The sequence below is a fragment of the Streptomyces niphimycinicus genome (assembly GCF_018883605.1).
Classification (GTDB): Bacteria; Actinomycetota; Actinomycetes; order Streptomycetales; family Streptomycetaceae; genus Streptomyces; species Streptomyces niphimycinicus.
Window position 1 is genome coordinate 1 of record NZ_JAHLEM010000519.1, and the last position, 368, is coordinate 368.

General features: G+C 70.4%; 1 protein-coding gene. It reads left to right on the plus strand.

Annotated elements, in window-relative coordinates; translation table 11 throughout:
- The coding region (locus tag KN815_RS34575) for a ricin-type beta-trefoil lectin domain protein (protein ID WP_216345800.1) at window positions 1–368 on the plus strand (368 nt) is incomplete at both ends.

Below are 368 nucleotides of genomic sequence, written 5' to 3' on the forward strand. Positions count from 1 at the left end.
CGGGCGCCAACAGCGCCAACGGCACGCCGATCCAGCTCTACGACTGCAATGGCTCGGTCGCGCAGCAGCGGACTGTTGGTGGCGATGGCACGGTCCGTGCGCTGGGGAAGTGCCTGGACGTGGCGTCGGGTGGCACGGCCGACGGCAGTCTGGTCCAGCTCTATGACTGCAATGGCAGCGCGGCGCAGCAGTGGTCGCTCCCGGCGGCGCGCGACATCGTCAATCCGCAGGCCGATAAGTGCCTGGACGCCGCCGGTGGCAGTTCGGCCAACGGTACCCGGCTCCAGATATGGACCTGCACCGGTGCCACCAACCAGAAGTGGACGGCGCCGGACGGTGGCAGCACCCCGCCGACCGGGCCGGGAGCC